Source organism: Mesorhizobium album (assembly GCF_033977205.1).
Lineage (GTDB): Bacteria > Pseudomonadota > Alphaproteobacteria > Rhizobiales > Rhizobiaceae > Mesorhizobium > Mesorhizobium album.
Genome location: NZ_JAVIIW010000044.1, coordinates 39,250 through 58,089 on the forward strand (window position 1 = coordinate 39,250; position 18,840 = coordinate 58,089).

23 protein-coding genes are annotated in these 18,840 nt (G+C 63.3%); 10 read left to right on the plus strand and 13 right to left on the minus strand.

Translation table 11 applies throughout. The features are described 5' to 3' along the window. Positions 1 to 198 precede the first annotated feature (198 nt). The gene (locus tag RFN28_RS27545) at positions 199 to 1,572 is read left to right on the plus strand and encodes a class II 3-deoxy-7-phosphoheptulonate synthase (protein ID WP_320290287.1); all 1,374 of its coding nucleotides are present in this window, start codon (positions 199 to 201) and stop codon (positions 1,570 to 1,572) included. A 190-nt stretch (positions 1,573 to 1,762) separates the two neighbouring features. After that, the gene (locus tag RFN28_RS27550; protein WP_320290288.1) at positions 1,763 to 2,467 is read left to right on the plus strand and encodes a hypothetical protein; all 705 of its coding nucleotides are present in this window, start codon (positions 1,763 to 1,765) and stop codon (positions 2,465 to 2,467) included. Positions 2,468 to 2,551: 84 nt separating this feature from the next. Here RFN28_RS27550 and RFN28_RS27555 read toward each other — a convergent pair whose 3' ends face one another. The 3 genes from RFN28_RS27555 to RFN28_RS27565 all read right to left on the minus strand — a co-directional run bounded on the left by RFN28_RS27555 (position 2,552) and on the right by RFN28_RS27565 (position 4,821). Next, positions 2,552 to 3,319: an RES family NAD+ phosphorylase gene (locus RFN28_RS27555; protein WP_320290289.1), complete on the minus strand. Its 768-nt coding sequence runs from the start codon at positions 3,317 to 3,319 to the stop codon at positions 2,552 to 2,554. Next, the gene (locus tag RFN28_RS27560) at positions 3,279 to 3,656 is read right to left on the minus strand and encodes an antitoxin Xre/MbcA/ParS toxin-binding domain-containing protein (RefSeq protein WP_059185195.1); all 378 of its coding nucleotides are present in this window, start codon (positions 3,654 to 3,656) and stop codon (positions 3,279 to 3,281) included. Before RFN28_RS27560 ends, RFN28_RS27555 begins: the two co-directional genes overlap by 41 nt. A gap of 94 nt (positions 3,657 to 3,750) precedes the next feature. Then, a complete protein-coding gene (locus RFN28_RS27565) occupies positions 3,751 to 4,821 on the minus strand; it encodes a GGDEF domain-containing protein (RefSeq protein ID WP_320290290.1) in 1,071 nt (356 codons plus the stop codon). A gap of 322 nt (positions 4,822 to 5,143) precedes the next feature. On the opposite strand from RFN28_RS27565, the gene RFN28_RS27570 reads away from it, so the two are divergent. Further along, complete coding sequence (locus tag RFN28_RS27570) at positions 5,144 to 5,563, plus strand: GFA family protein (RefSeq protein WP_320290309.1); 420 nt, start codon at positions 5,144 to 5,146, stop codon at positions 5,561 to 5,563. Positions 5,564 to 5,639: 76 nt separating this feature from the next. Beyond that, entirely contained in the window at positions 5,640 to 5,999 is a 360-nt protein-coding gene (locus tag RFN28_RS27575; protein ID WP_320290291.1) for a diacylglycerol kinase, read from the plus strand. Between the two features lie 133 nt (positions 6,000 to 6,132). Here the strand turns inward: RFN28_RS27575 and RFN28_RS27580 are convergent, their stop codons facing one another. After that, positions 6,133 to 6,741 (minus strand): DedA family protein, encoded by a 609-nt coding sequence (locus tag RFN28_RS27580; protein WP_320290292.1) that lies wholly within the window; start codon positions 6,739 to 6,741, stop codon positions 6,133 to 6,135. Continuing rightward, positions 6,738 to 7,301, minus strand: coding sequence for a DUF1003 domain-containing protein (locus tag RFN28_RS27585; protein ID WP_320290293.1), 564 nt, complete (start codon positions 7,299 to 7,301; stop codon positions 6,738 to 6,740). Before RFN28_RS27585 ends, RFN28_RS27580 begins: the two co-directional genes overlap by 4 nt. A 151-nt stretch (positions 7,302 to 7,452) precedes the next feature. On the opposite strand from RFN28_RS27585, the gene RFN28_RS27590 reads away from it, so the two are divergent. From RFN28_RS27590 to RFN28_RS27605, 4 genes are all read left to right on the plus strand, one after another. Then, complete coding sequence (locus tag RFN28_RS27590; protein WP_320290294.1) at positions 7,453 to 8,172, plus strand: DNA-3-methyladenine glycosylase I; 720 nt, start codon at positions 7,453 to 7,455, stop codon at positions 8,170 to 8,172. Between the two features lie 106 nt (positions 8,173 to 8,278). Continuing rightward, complete coding sequence (locus RFN28_RS27595) at positions 8,279 to 9,991, plus strand: NAD+ synthase (RefSeq protein ID WP_320290295.1); 1,713 nt, start codon at positions 8,279 to 8,281, stop codon at positions 9,989 to 9,991. Between the two features lie 22 nt (positions 9,992 to 10,013). Continuing rightward, on the plus strand, positions 10,014 to 10,421 hold the full coding sequence (locus RFN28_RS27600; RefSeq protein WP_320290296.1) for a GNAT family N-acetyltransferase: 408 nt from the start codon (positions 10,014 to 10,016) through the stop codon (positions 10,419 to 10,421). 371 nt (positions 10,422 to 10,792) lie between these two features. Beyond that, positions 10,793 to 12,598: an ABC transporter ATP-binding protein gene (locus tag RFN28_RS27605; protein ID WP_320290297.1), complete on the plus strand. Its 1,806-nt coding sequence runs from the start codon at positions 10,793 to 10,795 to the stop codon at positions 12,596 to 12,598. A gap of 44 nt (positions 12,599 to 12,642) precedes the next feature. On the opposite strand, the gene RFN28_RS27610 is transcribed toward RFN28_RS27605, so the two are convergent. The 5 genes from RFN28_RS27610 to RFN28_RS27630 form a co-directional block, all read right to left on the minus strand. Further along, positions 12,643 to 12,954, minus strand: a complete 312-nt coding sequence (locus RFN28_RS27610) for a PilZ domain-containing protein (protein WP_320290298.1) — start codon at positions 12,952 to 12,954, stop codon at positions 12,643 to 12,645. Between the two features lie 111 nt (positions 12,955 to 13,065). Beyond that, positions 13,066 to 13,554: an NUDIX hydrolase gene (locus tag RFN28_RS27615; protein WP_320290299.1), complete on the minus strand. Its 489-nt coding sequence runs from the start codon at positions 13,552 to 13,554 to the stop codon at positions 13,066 to 13,068. A gap of 206 nt (positions 13,555 to 13,760) precedes the next feature. Next, positions 13,761 to 14,261, minus strand: a complete 501-nt coding sequence (gpt, locus tag RFN28_RS27620) for a xanthine phosphoribosyltransferase (protein WP_040969463.1) — start codon at positions 14,259 to 14,261, stop codon at positions 13,761 to 13,763. Between the two features lie 113 nt (positions 14,262 to 14,374). Beyond that, positions 14,375 to 15,208 (minus strand): universal stress protein, encoded by an 834-nt coding sequence (locus tag RFN28_RS27625; RefSeq protein ID WP_320290300.1) that lies wholly within the window; start codon positions 15,206 to 15,208, stop codon positions 14,375 to 14,377. A 142-nt stretch (positions 15,209 to 15,350) separates the two neighbouring features. Continuing rightward, a complete protein-coding gene (locus tag RFN28_RS27630; RefSeq protein WP_320290301.1) occupies positions 15,351 to 16,091 on the minus strand; it encodes a competence/damage-inducible protein A in 741 nt (246 codons plus the stop codon). A gap of 127 nt (positions 16,092 to 16,218) precedes the next feature. Between RFN28_RS27630 and RFN28_RS27635 the strand changes: the two genes are divergently transcribed. Both RFN28_RS27635 and RFN28_RS27640 read left to right on the plus strand, forming a co-directional pair. Next, a complete protein-coding gene (locus tag RFN28_RS27635) occupies positions 16,219 to 16,455 on the plus strand; it encodes a hypothetical protein (protein WP_320290302.1) in 237 nt (78 codons plus the stop codon). 24 nt (positions 16,456 to 16,479) lie between these two features. Then, positions 16,480 to 16,770 (plus strand): hypothetical protein, encoded by a 291-nt coding sequence (locus RFN28_RS27640; protein ID WP_320290303.1) that lies wholly within the window; start codon positions 16,480 to 16,482, stop codon positions 16,768 to 16,770. Between the two features lie 92 nt (positions 16,771 to 16,862). Here the strand turns inward: RFN28_RS27640 and RFN28_RS27645 are convergent, their stop codons facing one another. The 3 genes from RFN28_RS27645 to RFN28_RS27655 all read right to left on the minus strand — a co-directional run bounded on the left by RFN28_RS27645 (position 16,863) and on the right by RFN28_RS27655 (position 18,611). Next, on the minus strand, positions 16,863 to 17,102 hold the full coding sequence (locus RFN28_RS27645; RefSeq protein WP_320290304.1) for a DUF2188 domain-containing protein: 240 nt from the start codon (positions 17,100 to 17,102) through the stop codon (positions 16,863 to 16,865). Between the two features lie 32 nt (positions 17,103 to 17,134). Next, positions 17,135 to 17,413 (minus strand): DUF982 domain-containing protein, encoded by a 279-nt coding sequence (locus tag RFN28_RS27650; RefSeq protein WP_320290305.1) that lies wholly within the window; start codon positions 17,411 to 17,413, stop codon positions 17,135 to 17,137. A gap of 94 nt (positions 17,414 to 17,507) precedes the next feature. Then, complete coding sequence (locus RFN28_RS27655) at positions 17,508 to 18,611, minus strand: NADH:flavin oxidoreductase/NADH oxidase (RefSeq protein ID WP_320290306.1); 1,104 nt, start codon at positions 18,609 to 18,611, stop codon at positions 17,508 to 17,510. Between the last annotated feature and the right edge of the window lie 229 nt (positions 18,612 to 18,840).

Genomic DNA, 18,840 nt, shown 5'->3' on the forward strand with positions numbered 1-18,840 from the left:
CCTGGCGAGCGAAGCCATTCGCCACTGCTGAAATTCCTGTCTAGAATAGGAAATCGGCTTCGTGTAAGGAGCCGCCACCTCATATTGGGGCTGAAATGGCGAGCGAGGGCGTTCGCCGGTTTGTTTGACGCAATTCCGGACGGAAAACCGCTTCGCACTTTTTCCTGGAATTGCTCTGAAAGGGCGTTGGGTGCAGCGATGACGAAATGGTCGCCGAATTCGTGGAGAGCAAAGCCGATCAAGCAGGTCCCGGCCTATCCGGACCTTGCGGCGCTGCAGGCCACGGAGGCGCGGCTCGCCACCTATCCGCCGCTGGTCTTTGCCGGCGAGGCGCGCAAGCTGAAGAAGCAGCTGGCGGCGGTCGCCGCCGGCGAAGCCTTCCTGCTCCAGGGCGGCGATTGCGCCGAGAGCTTTGCCGAGCATGGCGCCGACAACATCCGCGACTTCTTCCGCGTCTTCCTGCAGATGTCGGTGGTGCTCACCTTCGCCGGCGCGCAGCCGGTGGTGAAGGTCGGCCGCGTCGCCGGTCAGTTCGCCAAGCCGCGCTCCTCCGACAGCGAGACCAAGGCCGGCGTGACGCTGCCGAGCTATCGTGGCGATATCATCAACGGCATCGAGTTCGACGCCAAGTCGCGAATCCCCGATCCGGCCAGGCAGGAGATGGCCTACCGCCAGTCGGCGGCCACCCTCAATCTTCTGCGCGCTTTCGCGCAGGGCGGCTATGCCAGCCTGGAGAATGTGCACCGCTGGATGCTGGGCTTCGTCGCCGACAGCCCGCAGGGCGAGAAATACGAGTCGCTTGCCAACCGCATCACCGAGACCATGGATTTCATGCGCGCGGTGGGCATCACCTCCGAGACCAATTTCGCACTACGCGAGACCGATTTCTACACCAGCCACGAGGCGCTGCTGCTCGGCTATGAAGAGGCGCTTACCCGCGTCGACTCGACCTCCGGCGACTGGTACGCGACCTCGGGCCACATGATCTGGATCGGCGACCGCACCCGCCAGCCCGACCATGCGCATGTCGAATATTGCCGCGGCATCGAGAACCCGCTCGGCCTGAAATGCGGTCCCTCGCTGACGCCGGACGGCCTGCTTGAGCTGATCGACCTGCTCAACCCCGAGAACGAGCCGGGCCGGCTGACGCTGATCGCGCGCTTCGGCTCCGACAAGGTCGCGGAACATTTGCCGAAGCTGGTGCGGGCGGTGCAGAAGGAAGGCCGCAGCGTGGTGTGGTCGTCCGACCCGATGCACGGCAACACGATCGAGGCGGCCGGCTACAAGACGCGGCCGTTCGACCGCATCCTCAAGGAAGTGCAGACCTTCTTCGAGGTGCATCGCGCCGAGGGCACCCATCCGGGCGGCATCCATGTCGAGATGACCGGCAAGAACGTCACCGAATGCACCGGCGGCGCTCGTGCCATCACGGCCGAGGACCTGCAGGACCGCTACCACACCCATTGCGACCCGCGCCTCAACGCCGATCAGGCGATCGAGCTGGCCTTCCTGGTCTCGGATCTCTTGAAGAAGAGCCATCCGGTGCAGCACAAGCAGGCCGCCAACGCCTGAGCCACTTCCCATCCGTGTGATCGATCAAGCGCTGGATTTCTCCGGCGCTTTTTCGTTTGAGGACCGGGCCTGCGCCGCGCAGTCCGCCAAACCTTACGAAAATTTATAGTTACGCGACCATCGCAAGACCAAGATTGAGGTGGAGGTGTCGCCCCCGCGGCCTAAACGCCGCGCACGATACAGGTCCGCCATGCGTCACGAGCATGCCATCGTTCATCACCGCGCGATCGACTTCTGGTCGGCGCGCGCTGCGGTGCTTGTCGTCATCTGCCTGCAGCTTCTCGTCATCAACAATTTGTCGTTCGGTCCGCGCTGGCTCGCGCCCGCAATCGAAGCGGCGCTGCTCGTGCCGCTGTCGATCGCAACGGCCTGGACGCAAATGGCGACCCAGAAGGCCGTCGACCACGAACATTGGTACGCGATCGGTCGGTTTCGCGTCTTCATCCGCCGCACCGCGCTGGTGATGACCGGCGTCATCAGCATCATGAATTGCGGGTCGCTGATCTTGCTGGTTCGGGCGCTGCTCGAAGGCCATGCCGGCGCCGGCACGACGCTGCTGGTCGACGCGCTCAACATCTGGGTCACCAACGTCATCGTCTTCGCGCTGTGGTTCTGGAGCACCGACCGCGGCGGCCCGCCGACCTGCGGCCTGGTCAAGCGCGCACATGCCGATTTTCTGTTCCCGCAGATGACACTGCCCGATCGCGAGATCCGCGACTGGCTGCCCGGCTTTGTCGACTACGTCTTCCTGGCCTTCACCAATGCGACGGCGTTTTCGCCGACCGACACCTTGCCGCTTACCCAGCGCGCCAAGCTCCTGATGATGGCCGAGGCAATGATCTCGCTGCTGACGATCGCGCTGGTCGCCGCGCGTGCCGTGAATATCTTGGCTTAAAGTGTGTCGCCGCACACTTTAAGCCTTTGTTTTTTGATGCATGTCGTTCTCCCAAAACCGCCGCGCACTTTTGGGCGACATGCATTAGCGCCTGCGCTCCCAGCGCATGTTCGCCAGTCTCGGATCGGCAAAGGCGGTCCGTGAGAATTCCACCCGCCTGTCCGGGAACTCGCAGATCGCCTGGACGCCGAACGAGCCGATGCGGATGCGCCAGGTCTGCGGCTCCAGCGGCCTGGCCTTGGCAAAGCCCTTGCACGTCAGCAGCGCGACGTTGACGCCTTTCGGGTCGCGTGCCGAGCGGTAGCGGATCGCCTGCATCTCGGCCTCGCGCGCGACGTCGGCAATGGCCTGGCAGGCGGCATAATCGGTCGGATGCGTCCACGCCTTCTCGTCGCGGTCGAGCGGCGGCCGGGTGAGGTCGATCGCCTTCTCGCATTTGATCGCCGCGGCAAAGGCGGTGTATTCGGCCGCGTCGTGCGGCCATTGGGTCTGCGGTGATTCAGAAAAGAACAGTAGGCGGTAGAAGGCCATTTCCGCCACCGCCGTCAGCACCGTCTCTGCCGCGTAGTAGACGCCCTTGGTCTTGCCCGCGCGGCGGAAGCGCGAGCCATGCGGATAGATCGAGCCGTAGCGGAACGGCGTGGCGAGCAGATAATGGAGGTGGCGACACTCCAGCGGGATCTGCGGCTTGGTTTCCTCGATGAGGTCTTCAAGCAGGCCCTGCTCGTCGAGCGTGTCGACGAGTTTCAGCGTCGAGACGCGGTGCTGCGCCTCGACCATCCGCCAATATTTGCCTTCGAGCCTGACGGCCTCAGACGAGAGCGCGCCGGGAGTCCAGGTAGGCGATGACATCGACAAGTCCGGCAATCGTCAGGATCTTTTCCAGCGGCGTGCCGTCGAGCGCCGTGTTCGGGTTCTTCAGCCATGCCCGGGCGACGGTCTCGTCGCCGCCGACGATGGCGTCGAGCGAGCGGAACAGCCGGACGAACAGCACCGCAAGCTCGAACGGCTTGGTTCCGCGCTCGAGCAGGAATTCCTGCTTGCGCATGCGCGAGACCGTCGCTTCCGAGACGCCGATAACCAATGCCAGCGTCCTTGCCGTGATGTCGAGCAGGTCGGCCGCGCGCAGCGTGGCCTTGGTGATGACGGCATTTTCCGCCGCCGTCGCGGCGGCGACTGGACGTTGCATGAGCGCACCCTCATTTCTGTGGAAAATATAATCCACAGAAATTCATTTGGAAAGAGGCGCTGTGGCGGAGCCGGGCGAGGGATACGCCGGAATATCAGTCTTTCTTATAGAGCAGCCAACCCTTGCCGGTCCGACCGGCCATGGTCGAATGCCTGGTGACGCGGTTGCGGCCGCCGACCTTGGAGCGGTAAAGCGCCCGGTCGGCCTTGATGTAGAGATCTTCGGGGCTGTCGGCCTCGGAAGCCATGCAGATGCCCATGGAAACGGTCACCGTGCCGTAGTTCATGCCGGTCTGGCTGCTGGTGAACGGCGTCTGTTCGATCAGCACGCGGATGCGCTCGGCGATCTCGTAAGTGGTGTCCTCGCTGGCGCCCTCGACGATGAGCGCGAACTCCTCGCCGCCGGTGCGGGCCACGAACATGTCGGCGCGAACGCTGGACCGGAAAATCTCGGCGACGATCTGGATGATCTTGTCGCCGACCGGGTGGCCGTAACGGTCGTTGATGTCCTTGAAGCGGTCGATGTCGGCCAGGATCAGCGCGTTGAACAGGATGCCGCGGTTGCTGTTGTAGATGCGGGTGATTTCCTTGTCGAAGGCGCGGCGGTTCCAGATCTGCGTCAGCGGATCGGTATCGGCCAGCCGCTTGTATTCCTCAAGCTTCGATTTGACGCTTTCGAGCTCGGCGGTCTTTTCGCTGAGCGTGTTGGCGAACTGGTGGTTGTGATCCAGCGTGGAACTGGTGGCGACGGACATGGCTCCCGCAATTTTCTGCAGCAGCTCCTGCGAAAGCAGGCTTCGATTGCTCAAGCCGCTCGACGTCTCGTCGAGGATGCGGCCGTATTTCTCCATGTGCGTGCGCTCGCTGCGCAGCAGCGCGGCGATGTCCTCGAGCTCCTTGGCGACCATCTCGCGGGCGTGCTCGACAATGGTAGGGCCGTGGTGCTGCGGAAAGAAAGTGCGCCCGATGCGGTCGAGATCCTCCTGAGTCGGCCGGTTGCTCAATGACACGACGGCAAGGCTGAGCTCGTGATTGCTGCCGTTGAGCGCCTCGTAAAAGATCTCGTAATTGCGCGGCAAGCCAAGCACGCCGAGCTGGCGCATGGTCGCCACAACGGTGCTGGCGATGTCGCTGTTCCTATCGGTCTGGACGGCTGCCGGTTGCATAGTCTGCTTCACTACCCTTCAGTGCGACCGGAGACCTGCCACCGCCGGGAGTCGCCTATACGGGGATTGGAATCAAACTTGCGAATGCGACGGCGCGTCCCCAACACGACCTTCGCTTGCAGGAATCATAGATGCAGTTGCGCTAAAGTTTCCTTAATGGCCTGCATTTCCTCATCGTCTCTGCTACCACAGGCTGCAATTCGATGCGGACATGGCTTTTGAAAGGCGCATTTTCGGTGTCGCATTTGCCTGCGCCTGGCAACCGCAAAACTGGAATCTTGTCCGGCACGATGGACGCGAACGACGTCGAAGGAGGGTCGGAATGGACGCAAATCACAGTGGATCATGCCTGTGCGGGGCGGTGCGCTTCAGGACGACAGGCCCGCTGCGCGGGGTGGTCTATTGCCATTGCTCGCAGTGTCGAAAGCAGAGCGGACATTTCTATGCCGCGACCAATGTCTCGGATGGCAACATTGCAATCGACGGCGCGGAAAACCTCACCTGGTACGAAGCGTCCGCTTTTGCCAAGCGCGGCTTTTGCAAGACATGCGGTTCGCTGCTGTTTTGGAAGCCAAAAGACGATCGATATGTGTCGGTTCTGGCCGGGTCGTTCGACGAGCCAACCAGTCTCCGGGGCGAATGTCATATCTTCGTCGGTGACAAGGGAGATTACTACGCGATCGAAGACGGACTGCCGCAGTTCCCGAAGTCGACGCCGTCGATCAAGGTGGCGGACGAATGATTTTTGCGGCGGTTGCCTTATTCCCTTGATCCGGCCGTTGCGATATCCCCTGCCTGTGACTCGGAAAGGGCTGGGCATGCAGCGGCTGATCGACGCTTTCATCAATTCGGTGCGGGCATTTCGCAAGCTGGCCGCCCACGAAGCGGCATTCCAGCAGGAACTGTTGCTGCTCGCTCTCGCCCTGCCGGCCGGCTGGTTCATTTCGGTGTCATGGCGCGGCTATGCGTTGCTGATCGGCGCGGTCCTGCTGATGATCATGGTCGAGGTGATCAACACCGGCATCGAGGCAGCATGCGATGCCATTTCCCACGAGTTCCACATCGACATCCAACTCGCCAAGGATTGCGGCTCGCTGGCCGTGCTGATCTCGATCGTGATTGCCGCCGGTGTCTGGGGTATCGCCCTGATCGAACGCATCGTGGGAGCGCCGATCTGATCTTGCCGGCATAGGCGCAGGCCGTAAGACTAAAGCGCGTCGCGTTGAAACGGAGTCGGGCGACGCGCTTTAGGTCTTTGTTTTGATGCATGTCGTTCTCCCAAAACCGCTGCGCACTTTTGGGCGACATGCATTAGTCTAACGACTGATCGTCTCCAGCGTCCTTGGCACGTTCCCTTCCGGCAACGTGGTGCGCAACCAGCCAGGCGAGGATCGCGATCACAAGACCAACAGCCAGCGCCAGGACGAGGCGCTCGTGTCGGACGAGCGCCTGGCCGACCAAATGCTCCGCGCTGAGGCCGAAGACATAGCCGAGGGTGCCGAAGAGCGCTGCCCAGACCGCCGATGAGATGGCATTCAGGATGACGAAGCGCGGCACCGATACGGTCGACAGCCCGGCGGCGATGCCGCCGACAAGGCGCATGCCGTAAATGTAGCGGTTGGTCAGCACGTAGATGTTGGGATGGGCGTTGAGCAGGCGGTAGGCGTGCCGGAAGCCTGGCCTGTTGCGCAGCCTGACCACATAGGGATGATCGGCAAAGTTGCGGCCGAGAATGAAGAAGAAAGTATCGCCGGCGAAGGCGCCGATAAACGCGGCCAGAAAGGCCTGCCACAATACGAACACCTGCTGATGCGCGAAAAAGCCGCCGAGGATGGCGGCGCTTTCGCCTTCGGCGACGCAGCCCAGGAAGACGGCGACCAGCCCGTATTGCTCGATGAGACGGTGGATGGTCTCGGTCATCGGCTTGCCGGGTGCGCCGAGAGCTTCTCGTCGATCTGCCTGATCTGCTCGGCCATGCGCAGGATCTCGTCGCGCATGCCGACGATCTCGCTGTGGCGCAGTTCGTCCAGCTTCTCATGCAGGGCCATGATTTCGATCTCCGCCTTCAGGTTGACCTCGTAGTCGTGGGCCGCGTCGATGCGGTCGCGCTCGGTCTGGCGGTTCTGCGACATCATGATCACCGGCGCCTGCAGGGCGGCGACCATGGAGAGCACCAGGTTGAGGAAGATGAAGGGGTAGGGATCGAAGGCGTTGCGCGTCAGCAGCCAGACATTGCCGAATGTCCACAGGAGCAGAAAGGCGATGAAGCCGAGGATGAAGGACCATGAGCCGCCGATACGGGCGATCGTGTCGGCAACGCGATCGCCATAGGTGGAGTGGAAAGCGACGGCCTTGTTGATGTCCTTGGTGATGGTGGTGCGGTCGAGCGCGCTCTGCAATACTCGGCTTTCGAGGGCCGTGAGGCTGTCAGGCTTTCGGCTCAGCCACCGGTTCGCCAGATCTTCGACCGTCTTGTTCATGCTCTCCGCTCCATCCGCCAGGCCTGTATTCCGTTTCCACGCAATTCCAGGCGGAAAGGCGCAGCCCACTTTTCCCGGAATTGCCCATAGAGGTAGAGTCTACCGACCCGAACGGGAAGTGATAGATTGATCATGACAGGCGAGGGTGGAGATGGCCGATTTCCAGAAAATTCGTGCCCGGGCGGCAAAGCGCAAGGGCGGTGAAGAAGCGCTGGCGTCGCTGCTCGGGCCGATGCCCGACAATGCGGCGGTGGCGAAAATCGCGGACGACCGCATCCTCTCCACTATGGCCGAGCGCATCTTTGCCGCCGGCTTCGTCTGGCGCGTCATCGAGCAGAAGTGGCCGGGCTTCGAGGAGGCCTTCCTTGGCTTCGAACCGAAGCGGCTCCTGTTCCAGCCCGACGATTTCTGGCACGAGCTGGCATCCGACAAGCGCATCGTGCGCAACCCGCAGAAGATCAAATCCGTGCGCGACAATGCGGCTTTCGTTGATCGGGTCTCGAAGGAGCATGGCGGCTTCGGTAAATTCCTCGCCGAATGGCCGGCCGATGACCAGGTCGGGCTGACCGCCTATCTTGCCAAGCACGGCAGCCGGCTCGGCGGCAACACCGGCCAGTATTTCCTGCGCTGGCTGGAGTGGGACACCTTCATCGTTTCGACCGATATGGCTGCGGCGCTGCGCGACGCCGGCCTCGACATCGCCGAAAGCCCGACCTCGAAGCGGGACCTCGACAAGATCCAGGCCCAGCTCAATCGATGGTCGGCCGAGACAGGGCTGCCTCGGCGCCACATCTCGCGCATCCTGGCGATGTCGATCGGCGAGAACCATTCGCCGGAAACATTGCGCGAATATATGGGCGAGCAGGCCTGATCGCCGGCAGCCGTCGGGCCGGATTCGCCGGCACTCGCCGGTCATGTGCGAGGTGGCACAAGCAATCGCCATTGCCCGGCCAATTCGGCCACGCTAAATCCGACGCATGACCCAGACCGCTCCCGACATCCTGCGCATCGCCGTCGCCCAGCTCAATCCGACAGTCGGCGATGTCGCCGGCAACCTTGCCAAGGCGCGCGAGGCGAGGGCCGATGCGGCCCGCCAGGGTGCCGACCTCGTGCTCTTCACCGAGCTCTTCCTTGCCGGTTACCCGCCGGAAGATCTTGTGCTGAAGCCGGCCTTTCTGAAAGCCTGCGAAAAAGCCGCGGAGGATTTCGCCAGGGACACGGCCGATGGCGGCCCGGGCTTCATCATCGGCACGCCGCTGAAGCGCAAGACCGGAACGCATAATTCGATCGTCTTCGCCGACGGCGGCAAGATCATCGCCGAGCGCTACAAGCTCGATCTGCCGAACTATGGCGAGTTCGACGAGAAACGCGTCTTCCAGGCCGGGCCCGAACTGCAGGGGCCGGTGAATTTCCGTGGTGTGCGGCTCGGCATTCCGATCTGCGAGGACATCTGGGGCGATATCGCCGTCTGCGAGACGCTGGCCGAAAGCGGCGCCGAGATCCTCCTGGTGCCTAACGGCTCGCCCTATTATCGCGCCAAGATCGATGTCCGCCACCAGGTGGTCATCAGGCAGGTGATCGAATGCGGCCTGCCGATGATCTACGCCAACCAGCTTGGCGGCCAGGACGAACTGATCTTCGACGGCGCGTCCTTTGCCATCGGCGCCGACAAGACGCTTGCCTTCCAGATGAGCCAGTTCGAGGAAGCGGTCGCCGTCACCACCTGGAAGAGAAGCCGCGTCGCCGCAGGCGCGCAAAATGCAAATAATTCCGACCATTGGTTCTGCTCGGATGGGCCGATGTCAAAAGTCCCCGAGCGGGAGGAGGCCGACTACCGGGCCTGCATGCTCGGGTTGCGCGACTACGTCAACAAGAACGGTTTCAAGAACGTGGTGCTGGGCCTCTCCGGCGGTATCGACTCCGCGATCTGCGCGGCATTGGCCGTCGACGCGCTCGGCGAAGAGCGGCTGCGCACGGTCATGATGCCCTATCGCTATACCTCGAAGGACTCGCTGAAGGATGCCGAGGACTGCGCCCGCGCGCTCGGCTGCCGCTATGATATCGTGCCGATCTCCGAGCCGGTCGAAGGCTTCAAACATGCGCTCACCCAGCTTTTCGAGGGCACAGAGGAGGGCATCACCGAGGAGAATCTGCAGAGCCGGGCACGCGGCACGATCCTGATGGCGATCTCGAACAAGTTCGGCTCGATGGTCGTCACCACCGGCAACAAGAGCGAGATGTCGGTCGGCTATGCCACGCTCTACGGCGACATGAATGGCGGCTTCAACCCGATCAAGGACCTCTACAAGATGCAGGTCTACGCGCTGGCGCGCTGGCGCAACGAGCACGTGCCGCCGGGCGCGCTCGGCCCGTCGGGCGAGGTGATCCCGAAGAACATCATCGACAAGGCGCCGTCGGCGGAACTGCGGGAAAACCAGACCGACCAGGATTCGCTGCCGCCCTATCCGGTGCTGGACGACATTCTCGAGTGCCTGGTCGAGAACGAGATGAGCGTCGACGACATCGTCGCGCGCGGCCATGACCGGGCGACGGTGACGCGTGTCGAGCATCTGCTCTACATCGCCGAATACAAGCGCCGGCAGGCAGCGCCCGGCGTGAAGATTACAAGGAAGAATTTCGGCCGCGACCGCCGCTATCCGATCACCAACCGGTTCCGGGATCGCAGCTAGCGGACTGCACATCAGCTTGCCCATGCCTGACGTTGAAATCAGCTTCGACCTGTCTCGGATCGATTTCCGGGCGACCTCGGACCAGTTGATGGCGAGCTATTGGGGCAGCGCGCGCAACGACGAGATGCATCGTCGGGCCTTCGCCAACTCGCTTTGCGTCGGCGCATATATCGACGGCAAGCAGGTCGGTTTCGCCCGCGCGATCACCGACTACACGGTGTTTGCCTATCTTGCCGACGTCATCATCTGGCCGGAGCATCGCGGACAAGGCATCGGCAGGCGGCTCGTGCAGGCTCTGCTGGAACACCCCGAGGTGAAGACCGTGTCTCATTGGAGCCTCACGACCAGCGACGCGCACAGCCTCTACCAGAAGTTCGGGTTCCAGACCGACGGCCGCTATATGCGACTGGAGCGCATACCTGCGGCTTGACGGATCGGCCACAACCCGCCGTTGTTGCAAAATAGTCCCAGTGCTTGGACCAGATGTCGTTTTGGGGACAGCCTGCCTTGGCGAGGTGGTGAGCCGCCTCTATAAGAACGTCTCCGCGATTCCCTTTCGGGAGGACCGTATGGCAGGATTTGACATCGTTATGCGAGGCCGCGAAGCCTAGGTCTGCACTGGCCGTCCGAAGTTGCTTCGGAAAGCCGGTCGCAGAACAGGTATTTGCGGCTGCCGGTCGCCGCCTCCGGGCGCGCGCTCAACCATACTAACCTCCGCATTCCCAGGCGCCCTTGGCGCCGACGCGGGTTTTCCAAAATTGACCTTCTCGGGACCGGGTTCGCTTGCGCCCGGATGACATCATGGCTCGTTTCAAGATCGATCTGCGCGCCAGCGCCTTTCGCAGCGTGCTCGGCTTCACGCTCTGCCACTGGAGCCGCCAGCCGGGACGGCTGTCGCTCATCATGGGCGCGTTCCTGCTCTCGACGCTCGCCGACGTGCTGACGCCGCTGTACTCTGGCCGGCTGGTCGACGCGGTCGCCAGCAGCGCCGGCGCCGACGAGGTGGCTTGGCACGCCGCAATGGGGGCGTTCTCCATCCTGATGGCGCTGGCGCTTGCCGGCGTCGTGCTGCGCAATGCCGCTTTCATCTGGATCGTCGGGCTGACGCTCAAGATGATGTCGGACATCGCCGCGGATACCTTCCACCGGGTACAGCGCTTCTCGACGGATTGGCACGCCAACAGCTTTGCCGGATCGACCGTGCGCAAGATCACGCGCGGCATGTGGGCGCTCGACCTGCTCAACGACACGATCCTGATCGCGCTGCTGCCGTCGCTGGTCATGCTGGTCGGTTCGACGCTGCTGCTCGGCTGGTTCTGGCCGATGATGGGGTTGGTGGTCGCCTCCGGCTCGGTGCTGTTCATCGCCGTCACCGCCATGCTGTCGCTCGGCTATGTGGCGCCGGCGGCGCGCCTTGCCAACAGCTGGGATACGCGCCTCGGCGGCGCGTTGGCCGATGCGGTGAGCTGCAACGCGGTGGTCAAGGGCTTTGGCGCCGAAGTCCGCGAGGAGGCGCGGCTTGCCCGCGTCGTCGCCAAATGGCGCCTGCGCACCGGCCGCACCTGGGTGCGCGGCACGGCCAACGGCACGACGCAAGGCGCCATGCTGATGCTGCTGAGAGCCGCCATCATCGGCCTCGCTCTCATGCTGTGGTCATGGGGGCAGGCGAGCGCCGGCGATGTCGCCTTCGTGCTGACATCGTTCTTCGTCCTGCAAGGCTATCTGCGCGACATCGGCACGCATATCCGCAACCTGCAGCGCTCGATCAACGATATGGAGGAACTGGTCGACTTTCAGTCCGAGCCGCTCGGCATCGAGGACCTGCCTGGTGCCGTGCCGATCCGGATCGCGAAGGGCCGCATCGCCTTCGACAGGGTGACGTTCCACTACGGCAATCACCGGCTGCCGCTCTATCGCGACTTCTCGGTCGAGATCGCCGCGGGCGAACGCATCGGACTGGTCGGGCATTCGGGATCGGGCAAGACGACTTTCGTCAAGCTGATCCAGCGCCTCTATGACGTGAATGGGGGCCGGATCGGGATCGACGGCCAGGACATCTCGCAGGTGGCGCAGGCATCGTTGCGCAGCCAGATCGCCATCGTGCAACAGGAGCCGATCCTGTTCCACCGGTCGCTGGCCGAGAACATCGCCTATGCCCGGCCGGGCGCCACGCGGGCCGAGATCGAGCATGCGGCGAAGCTCGCCAGCGCGCACGACTTCATTGTCAACCTGCCCAAGGGCTACGGAACCCTGGTCGGCGAGCGCGGCGTGAAGCTGTCGGGCGGCGAGCGCCAGCGTGTGGCGATCGCGCGCGCTTTCCTGGCCGACGCGCGCATCCTGATCCTCGACGAGGCGACATCGAGCCTCGATTCGGAATCGGAGGTGCTGATCCAGGAGGCGATGGAACGGCTGATGGTCGGACGCACGACATTGGTCATCGCGCACCGGCTCTCGACCGTGCGTGCGCTCGACCGGCTGCTGGTCTTCGACCGCGGCTGCATCATCGAGGAAGGCTCGCATGACGAGCTGATCCGACTGAACGGCGGCGTCTACAGGCGGCTGTTCGAGCGCCAGGCGCTCGAACTAACCAAGGGACTCGTCATGTGAAACGAAAGGTATCCGGCTTCGGTCGGATGCCTTCTTGCCTGCTGTCAGCCGTAATGCAGCTTCGGCTTAGGCTCCGTGCCAGTGAACTTGACACCGACGCGGTCGTTGCGGCGCCAGCGGACTTCCGCGCGATAGGCCACGCCATCGACCGGCACGTAGAGCAGGAAACGATCGGGAACGCGCGCTTCCGGCGCGACCTTCAATTCGGCGCCGTCGGCGTGCTGATTCCGCAACGTGCAGTTCACCTCGGAATTCTGAATACTGGTTATAATCGTCCCGCCCTTGAGCACGCGCTGGCGGTGTTCGCGCCGGTCTTCGCCGGAATTTTCTTCGAGTGGTTGCGCGGTGTTTGTCATCGATCTACGCCGTTAACCGAATCGGCACTGCAACAAGCAAAGCACCGATCTTCCCGCACGGCAACGCGCGGCCTGCCCATCAAGTTGCATATTCAGTTATATATCGAGGACTTAGGCGAATCTATGCGGGTCGGCGCAGAAATAGGCGATGATCTGGCAAAGATCGGGCTCGTAGACCATGCGAACGGCCTCGGCGGAGCCGACCCATTTGCGGGTGCGGGCGCGCTTCTCCTTCCACCGGTCGGCCACGCGGTCGACCTCGAGCGGAAACACCAGGACTTCGCAAGGCACCTCCTCGCCGGATGCCAGGACCTTGCCGTAGAAGTAGCGGCCGGCCTCGAGATGCGAGACGGTGCCGTGCAATCCCGCCTCCTCGCCCGCTTCGCGGGCGGCAGCCTCGCAGAGAGGCTCCCTGGCTTCCGGCCAACCTTTGGGCAGAACCCAGCGCCCGGTGTCGCGGCTGGTGATCAGCATGATCTCGACGCCGTTGTCACCTTCGCGCCAGGGCAAGGCGGCAACCTGCAGGCGACACGGCGCCGTGCCGAAGAGCCGCCGGACCCTCTCGGTCATCTGGTTGTGCGTCGTCGGCCTCGTCAACATTGCAGAAGCTGCCCCAGCCTCCAGAATCGTTTGCCACCTCACGAATCTTACGGCGAATTATGGGCTTTAAAAGTAAAAAACTTCACTCGATCGGGAAAATCCCACCAGAAAAAGTCGGGATCACAAAGTAGTTGTGCTCATCGGACGCGATCCCGTAGTGCGAACGTGCCTTCGAAGCCGGATTCTTTGGAAAATATGCCGTCCACTCAGCCGGCGTGATCGTCGGCGATCGGCTTCTGGTAGGTGAAGCCCATATCCCAGGGGAAGTAGATCCAGGTGTCCTGGCTGACCTCGGTGACGAAAGTGTCGACCAGCGGCCGGCCCTTCGGCTTGGCATAGACGGTCGCGAAATGCGCCTTCGGCATCATGGCGCGCACGATGCCCGCCGTCTTGCCGGTGTCGGTGAGGTCATCGATGATCAGGACGCCTGCGCCGTCCTCGGCAAGAAGCGACGGGGAGATCTCCTTCAGCACCTGCAACTGGCCCTGGCTCGTGTAGTCGTGATAGGAGGCGACGCAGACCGTCTCGATGACGCGGATGCCAAGCTCGCGTGCGATGATGGCTGCCGGCACCAGGCCGCCGCGTGTGATGCAGACAATCGCCTTCCACTGACCCTTGTTGGCGCCGGAGAGCCGCCAGGAAAGCGCGCGGGCGTCGCGGTGGAACTGGTCCCAGGAGACTGGGAAGGCTTTTTCGGGAAGGGACATGGTTCGCGCACTCCGCAGGCGCGCGCCGCAGCGCGCAATTACAATGGAATGCAGGCGGAATTAGCCGGAAAGCGCCAGCCTTGGCAAGGTGGCAACCAGCGATGGCTGTGGACTTATCGTGCCAGGAAGACCGCTATGTTTGCCGTGCGGAGCACGGTGCGGGTGACGCCGCCGAACAGAAGTTGGCGTAGCCAGGAGTGGCTGTAGGCGCCGAGCACCAAAAGATCGGCGCCGGATTCGGCGATCCTCTGCTGGATGATGTCGTCGACCGAGGCCCCATCCGACTTCTGCACCGAAACGCTGACATTGGCGCCATGACGGGACATGGCAGCCGCAATCTCGGCGCCCGCCGCCTCCGAAGCCTCGTCCAGCGTCTCCGGAGGATCGATGACGAGGATGTCGGTCTTGTCCGCTTCGCTGATGAAGGGCAGGGCGTCGAATGCGGCGCGAGCCGCCTCCTTGCTGCCGTTCCACGCAAGCAGCACCCGCCTGAAGGTGGTGACGAGCGGCCCGGCATGCGGCACGACCAACACCGGTCGGCCGGCGTCATAGACCAGCGTGTCGACATCGGCGCCGGGATCGCCGCCGGTCTCGCGCTGCGCGGCGATGATCAGGTCCGCCGCGCGCACGCTCGATATGCCGGCCAGCGCGCTGTCGCCGGAGAAGCTTTCCAGGCTGCGCCATTCGAAGGACAGGCCGGAATCCTCGATGCGCCTGAGAAAGACCGCCTGCAGCTTTTCGGCGCGCTCCTTGTTCATCTCGGCCGAGACTTGCAGGAATTCCGTATCGGGGAAACCGGTGGCCGACGTATAGGGGACAGGAAGCGCCTCGGCATGGATGCCGACGAGATGGCTCTCGAACCGCTCGGCCAGCGGAATGGCGCAGTCGAGCACGCGCTCGGCGTCCTGCTCGTTCTGCAGAATGGCGACGATTGTCTTGAAGCGCATGTTGTCCCCCGAACAAGTGTCGGCGCAAGATGCGCCTTCAGCCCTGGCAACGCAGACGAGCTTTTTCTGCCCGTTGCATGCCGAGAAGAAAACGCTGACGTATCCAGCTTGGTTCCGGCCGGCGGTGACCTCGCGGCCTGGGTCAGCTGGCGGCCGACAAGCCCGCCACCATGGCCTCAACGTCCTTGCGCGCGGCCTCGAGAGCCTCTTCGCTGCGGGCGCGGACCACGAGCTCGGTCCAAAACTTGCCTTCGCCATATTTCGGGTAGGAGCCGATGATGGTGTCGGGATGCGCTTTCTGGATCTCGGCCAGCGGCCCGCCGACCAGGCCTTCGCCGAACGGGCAGTGCACGGTGGCCGAGAGCATCTTGGTGCCCGTCTTCAGCGTCGGCACGACATTGTCGAGCATCGCCTGGAAGATCGAGGGAACGCCGGCCATCACGTGAACATTGCCTATGCGGAAGCCGGGCGCGATCGATACCGGGTTGTCGATGTGGTCGGCGCCGCGCGGCATGCGTGCCATGCGCTTGCGCGCCTCGGTGAACTCGATGCCGCGCTGGGCATAGCTTGCTTCGAGCATACCGTAGGCCTTGGCATCGTATTCGCAAGGCACGCCGAAGGCCTTGGCGACGGAGTCCGCGGTGATGTCGTCGTGCGTCGGGCCGATGCCGCCGGTGGTGAAGAGATAGGTGTAGCGGGCGCGCAGCGCGTTCACGGCGGCAACGATCTCGTCTTGCTCGTCGGGAACGATCCGGACTTCCTTAAGGTCGATGCCGATCGCGGTCATGATGTCGGCGAGGTGACCGATGTTCTTGTCCTTGGTGCGGCCGGAGAGGATCTCGTCGCCGATGACAAGCATGGCGGCGGTGACGATTTCAGGCATGGCTCACTCCGGCGACAAAGGTCGCCTGAGATAACGCGGCGGGCAGCCGGCTGCAATGCGCAGGCAGGCCGGGCTCTTGTGGCAGAGCCGGTTGCGGGTAAGTGCGACGGTCTGGCTCGGGTGGAAAATGCTGATATCGATCTTGTCGTGGCTGATCGGCGGGCTGCTGGTTGCGGCGGCTGGCGTCGTGCGTTTGCCGGCGCGGCCTGAACTCGACGGCAATTGCGCCGATCAGCCACGTCCTATTCCGCGGCGGCGCACGATGTCGTCACACAAACGTGTCGAGCAACTTGCTCTACCCGGATTTTCTCTTGGAACCTCTTATCCAACCCAGGGTTTCATTCGCGCTGCCATCAATACTTAGGCGATCAACCGAATGGAGACTCCGATGCTTACGAAAGTTCTTGCAGCCTCTGCGCTCGTGCTGGGCATGGCCGGCTCGGCAATGGCGCAGTCGTCCGACGACGCGTGGTGGTGGTGGTGGCACAGCGATCGTCCTGTCTCGCGCGAGCGGGTGCCGGTCGATCCTTACACCACCGGCAGCATCTATTCTAATGGGGAAGCTGCTGGGCTCGACAGCCTCGGCAATCAGGGACCCGTCGGCCCATGCGCCTCGGACACGGCCGGACCCAATGCGAATGCCGGGCTGAACGTCAACGACCAGTATTGCGGCAAGTAATCCGTACGCCTGCGGGCGGCCGACGTTAAGGTTGGGGCTTCGCTGGTCGCGGCGCGGGATGATGCGACAGAATTAGTCCGAGACTTCGACCATTAATCCGAGACTTCGGTCTGCGGTCGGTCGCGGCCGTCGGCCAATTCATCGTGCCAGACACCTTCGGAATCCTCATACTGGATGCCGTCCGTGGCGCCGGCGATTTGCTGCTCGGCCGAAGCAATCTCGGCGGCGCGCAATGCGTCCTGGTGCGTGGGAAATGTTTCTGAATAAGTCGAGCCGACCTTGTAGGCCCAACCGCCGTCGTGCTCGACGATCTTGTAAGTCAGTTTCGCCATGGAATCCTCCGGTTGAGAAAACTCATGCTTGCTCAATGCAGCTTTTCGTCGGGCAACCTGTCTTCGGGAACCAGCACGTCCGATTCCTCTGCTGCCTCGATCAGCGCGCGGCGTGCGTCCGCTGTCGAACGATACCCTTCCAGCGCCTTGAGGCAAGTGTCGAGAGCATCACGATGCCGCGGGCCGCGGTTGAGCGGCCATACCGTCATCAGGCACTCGGCGGCTTCGCGGGTGCTGCTTATTTGGCGATATTTGCCGACATGGCCGAGCTCGACCACCACCGGCTTTTCAAATGGTTTGCTGTCTGTCATGGCCGCCAACGCAAAGCGGCCAAATTGGTTGCAATCGTGACGAGACCCCTGCGCCCAAAGGTCTCAGCCCTGCGTCACCTGTGGAAACAGCCGCTCAGCCGGCAGCCTTCATCCAGTGCTGCATCGTCGTCACCGAGCGCGCCAGCTGCGGCGCCGGGCGGATTTCCTCGCCGAATGTTGCCGCCGCGCGCCAGCCCCAGCGCGGATCGGCGAGGAAGGCGCGCGCCAGCGCGACCATGTCGGCGCGGCCGTCGGCGACAATCGCTTCGGCCTGCTTCGGATCGTCGATCAGCCCCACGGCGCGCGTTGGAATGCCGGCACCCTTGCGCACGGCTTCCGCCAGATGGACCTGGTAGCCAGGACCGCTGGGCAGCTTCTGTAGAGGCGAATTGCCGCCGCTCGAGCAGCAGAGATAGGCGATGCCTTCCGCCTTCAGCGCCTTGGCCACCTCGATCGCGTCTTCGATATCGAAGCCGCCGTCGACCCATTCCTTCACCGAAAGGCGCGCGCCGAGCATCAGGTTCGGGACGGCTTTCTTCACCGCCCTGGCGATCTCGATGGCGAAGCGCATGCGGTTCTCAAGCGAGCCGCCCCAGCGGTCGGTGCGCTGGTTGGAGAGCGGCGACAGGAATTGGAAGATCAGATAACCATGAGCGGCGTGCAGCTCGATGAAGTCGAAGCCGGCGCGCTCGGCCCGCTTGGCCGCGTCGGCGAAACGTTGGATGACTTGCTGGATCTCATCCTCCTCGAGGGCATGAGGCACCTGCCAGCCCGTGTCGTAGGCGATCGCCGAGGCCGATACGATCGGCCAGGGATCCTGGTCCGGCTTCAGCGGCCCGCCGCCTTCCCATGGGCGCTGGCAAGAGGCCTTGCGCCCGGCGTGGGCGAGCTGGACGCCGAATTTAGTGCCGGGAGCGGCGATGCGCCTGGCGGCATCGAGCGTGCGCTTGGCCGCCGCCTCATTGTCCTCGGAGTAGAGGCCAAGGCAGCCATGCGAGATGCGGCCGCGCCGCTCGACGTCGGTCATCTCGACGGTCACCATGCCGGCGCCGGAAATGGCGAGATTCATCCAGTGGTGGAGATGCCAGTCGCTGGCGGAGCCGTCCTCGGCCGAATACTGGCACATCGGCGCTACCGCAATGCGGTTGGGGAAGGTAAGGCCGCCGAGGGTGATCGGCTGGAAGAGCGATGACGTCATGAAGCGGGCTCCTGGGAGAGATACCGCTATCTAGGAAGTGCCGGCACTTCGCGCCAGACACAAGCCGGTGAGAAGTCTTGCTGGACCAGCCGGTTCCCGGGATTGTGCCGGAGCCCGTTCTAGTACCTCTGCACAGAGGATTTGACGGTTTCGATGGGTTGTAGCCTGGGTAGGCTGTCGGGTTCGACGAGCAGTTCGATGCTGCGCGCGAGGCCCGGTTGCTTGCGGA